Source organism: Oceanobacillus luteolus, from assembly GCF_042678205.1.
GTDB lineage: Bacteria > Bacillota > Bacilli > Bacillales > Amphibacillaceae > Oceanobacillus > Oceanobacillus luteolus.
Map to the genome: position 1 here is coordinate 1 of NZ_JBHUDE010000014.1, position 3,290 is coordinate 3,290.

General features: G+C 36.4%; 6 protein-coding genes and 1 pseudogene. 2 read left to right on the plus strand and 5 right to left on the minus strand.

What is annotated here, in order from left to right; translation table 11 throughout:
• The 4 genes and pseudogenes from ACFSBH_RS03940 to ACFSBH_RS03955 all read right to left on the minus strand — a co-directional run.
• On the minus strand, nucleotides 1–77 hold a 77-nt coding region (locus tag ACFSBH_RS03940), incomplete at its 3' end, for an aureocin A53 family class IId bacteriocin (RefSeq protein WP_379596129.1).
• Between the two features lie 52 nt (nucleotides 78–129).
• Nucleotides 130–378, minus strand: a pseudogene (locus tag ACFSBH_RS03945) (aureocin A53 family class IId bacteriocin).
• A gap of 61 nt (nucleotides 379–439) precedes the next feature.
• Entirely contained in the window at nucleotides 440–583 is a 144-nt protein-coding gene (locus ACFSBH_RS03950; protein ID WP_379596119.1) for an aureocin A53 family class IId bacteriocin, read from the minus strand.
• A gap of 30 nt (nucleotides 584–613) precedes the next feature.
• The gene (locus ACFSBH_RS03955; RefSeq protein ID WP_379596121.1) at nucleotides 614–760 is read right to left on the minus strand and encodes an aureocin A53 family class IId bacteriocin; all 147 of its coding nucleotides are present in this window, start codon (nucleotides 758–760) and stop codon (nucleotides 614–616) included.
• Nucleotides 761–953: 193 nt separating this feature from the next.
• Here ACFSBH_RS03955 and ACFSBH_RS03960 point away from each other — a divergent pair, with 193 nt between their 5' ends.
• Both ACFSBH_RS03960 and ACFSBH_RS03965 read left to right on the plus strand, forming a co-directional pair.
• Nucleotides 954–2,216 (plus strand): helix-turn-helix domain-containing protein, encoded by a 1,263-nt coding sequence (locus tag ACFSBH_RS03960; protein ID WP_379596123.1) that lies wholly within the window; start codon nucleotides 954–956, stop codon nucleotides 2,214–2,216.
• Between the two features lie 31 nt (nucleotides 2,217–2,247).
• The gene (locus ACFSBH_RS03965; protein ID WP_379596125.1) at nucleotides 2,248–2,400 is read left to right on the plus strand and encodes a hypothetical protein; all 153 of its coding nucleotides are present in this window, start codon (nucleotides 2,248–2,250) and stop codon (nucleotides 2,398–2,400) included.
• A 93-nt stretch (nucleotides 2,401–2,493) separates the two neighbouring features.
• On the opposite strand, the gene ACFSBH_RS03970 is transcribed toward ACFSBH_RS03965, so the two are convergent.
• Complete coding sequence (locus ACFSBH_RS03970) at nucleotides 2,494–3,174, minus strand: cyclase family protein (protein ID WP_379596127.1); 681 nt, start codon at nucleotides 3,172–3,174, stop codon at nucleotides 2,494–2,496.
• Between the last annotated feature and the right edge of the window lie 116 nt (nucleotides 3,175–3,290).

Here is a 3,290-nt window from a genome sequence, read left to right on the forward strand (position 1 = left end):
ATCTTTCCTTTGTTAGCCCAAGCCCATTGTGCAGCTCTTGTCCCCAATTGCGCTACGATTCTTAAGAAAGTTACCATTCATTTCACCTCCCTATATGTTGAAAGAAAACTACCTCTCTATGTTCTACAATCAAACTTGCGAATTGATGTAATCGATGATGTATTGGATTCCAAACCCTTTCAAGATCATGTCCAAGATCTTTCCTTTGTTAGCCCAAGCCCATTGTGCAGCTCTTGTCCCCAATTGCGCTACGATTCTTAAGAAAGTTACCATTCATTTCACCTCCCTATATGTTGAAAGANTTTTTCCTTTGTTAGCCCAAGCCCATTGTGCAGCTCGTGTACCTAATTGCGCTACGATTCGTAGGAAAGTTACCATTTATTTCACCTCCTTTAAAGTAAGTACAAATCTATTGTTGATATTGATTTGTTTGAGTAAGTTATACTCTTGAGTTGATATAGTCAATGATGGCGGAGATACCTACTCCTTTATAGATCATCTCCAGGATTGCTTGTCTGTTGGCCCAAGCCCACTGTGCAGCTCTTGTACTTAATTGAGCTACAATTCTTAGAAATACTGCCATGTTTTTTTACCTCCTTTTCATCTTCGAAAGTTAGTTGACAATACTATTGATTTTGTTGATGACCCACTCAATAGCCATTCCTGCTGCAATCCAATCTAGAACTCTTCCTCTATTATCCCAAGCCCATTTTGCAGCTTTCGTCCCTAATTGAGCGACTATTCTTAAAAATGTAGCCACTATTTCACCTCCTTTAATTAACAAAAATGTTAAAATTCGTATAAATCATACAAATTTATTACAATTAACTTACAATTTCATGCTATCATTAAATTAACAATTTTTGTATTTCGCAATTTTTACAGAAAAACGCTGATTTTCGAGGGAAAATCAATAGAATTTCGCAATTTTTTTCTAAAGAGAGGGATGTATAATGGACATAGGAAGAGTTTTGAAATTCTATCGGAAAGAAAAAAACAAAACCCAGGAGGAAGTAGCAGAAGCAATAGTTTCGACCTCCTATTTATCACGAATCGAGAACAATAAAACAACCGTAGATGAAGAAACTCTTGCTTTACTATTTAATAGACTGGGGGTGGATTATTACAAAATTTTATCGAATGATAAGAGAATTAGTGATTTATTGGCACTCTGGGAGGAACCCTTATTAAATAATGATATTGAAGGTTGCAAAGAGATATATGAAGAATTACAGAAAATGATCCATCCAATCACAAACATAAAACTTCAGACAGAATATCATGTGAAGAGGATCAGGGCATGTATTATCCTGAAATGCTATGAAGATGCAGCCTATTCCATTCGATTTTTAGAAGAATATTATGATAGTCTATCAGCGAGAAATCGATTCTATTATTTTAAGCATGTCGGAAATTATTATTGGGTCAACCAGGAGTCCGATAAAGCGAAAGAGTATTTGGACAAGGCCTTACTGGAGTATTCTCAAGCTCATCTTAATGAATTGGAAAAAGCAGATATGTATTTTCTCTATTCCTTAATTTTGTATGTAAATCAAAGGGAAACATTAAGTTTCTCATATGGACAAGAGTCTTTACGAATATTTCAGAATAATTACAAGAGAGAACAATGTCTGAAACTTCATGTGCAATTAGGAATTTGTTATAGCAGACTTGGTGATATCATGTCGGGTTTATGTGAATTTCAAAAGGCTAAAAGCTTAGCCAAAGAACTCAATGATACTTATCATTTGGGTGTAGTGGAGCACAATATCGCGAATATGTACTTGCGCAAAAGAGATAGAAATAATGCGATGTCCCATTTAAAAATGGCTATGTCTTATAAGGAGAAAGAAAGCATCAGTTATTTCCAATCTTTATCTTTATTGATTTATGTATGTTATCAAGAAGGGTTATTGGAAGAGTGTCAAGAATATCTTAATAGTCATTTGGAAACTGCAAAGGGACTGCCGACCGATAATGTTCCTATGAAGGAGTTTTGGTTCCTCTATCTCTTCATCAATGAGGAAGAAAGTAAATGGGAAACGTATTTGAAAGACGAATTTTTACCTACTTTAAATCGAAGACACTTTAACACCAATTATCAGCAGCGATATTTTAAATTTTTAGGGGAGTATTATCAGGAAAAGGGGGGATATAAGAAAGCTGCTGCTTATTATAAATTGGCTATAGAGAGCAACAATATTGATGTTTATTAAAAAATAATTAATTAAAGGGAGAGATTTTATTATGAAAAAAAGTCTATTAACTATTGGAGTTGGCCTTCTAATCGTCGGTAATTCAGCATTCGGTTCTGTTACAAATGATGAAAGTGAAATCAAGATCAATACGGACGTTGAAATCTTTGTTCCGGATAGTGACGAACAGCCTAAGAGCAATTAATACTTAGATGAATGGATAGTAAACTGCTATAACATCCATAAAAAAGGGTCATACAGAAACATTCTGCATGACCCATTATTTATTTGGTTTCGCTTATTGTTCGGATAGATCAACTGACCCTGTATCCCAGTGGAACGCTTTACCATCCGTATCATTGTCCAATTCAAACAACAACACGCGCGCTGGAGCAGCGTCCGTACCGATGATTTTCAATGGAGCGGCTACCATAAAGTACTCACCCTGAGGTACTTCCTTCAAGCGCAAGCCCTCGATGACGATAACTTGGTTCTCAAACAATGTCCGATGTGTCGGGTGTCCAGGTTGCGCCCGTTCAATTCCCAACGCATCTACTGCAACACCTTTAATTCCAATTTCTGCAAGGTGACTTGCTGCATCTTCTGCCACAAAGACAAATTCAAAATCAAATTCATCCACGGAAGAATTTCGCGTTTTAAATAGAATGAAATCATTTTTTTCAATCGGAAGATCTTTAATGTCCTCGACAGTAATTCGGTCTTCCACGTGTGTTAAATCAAATAACTTCACTTTACCGACCAAATCTTCAATCGCGATTGATTCCATCGTGTCACCATCATTGATCATATGCAGTGGGGAGTCGACATGAGTCCCGGTATGTAAATCCATCGAGATGCGAGTTTCGGTAACGTGTGCGTTCGTCACGGTATTAAATTCCGGCTGCTTTTCCGGCTTATTTTTATAAACTGGCATTCCTTCATAAATCGGTGCTGTTACATCATAAAATTTCTTTTTCATAACAAACTCCTCCTCGTATATTATGTTTAGGCCTACATTTTCCGCCTATTATTTCCTTGTAATTCACCCTGTTGATATGTCAAATGACTTGGACGCTCTGGGATATTCCTAGATAA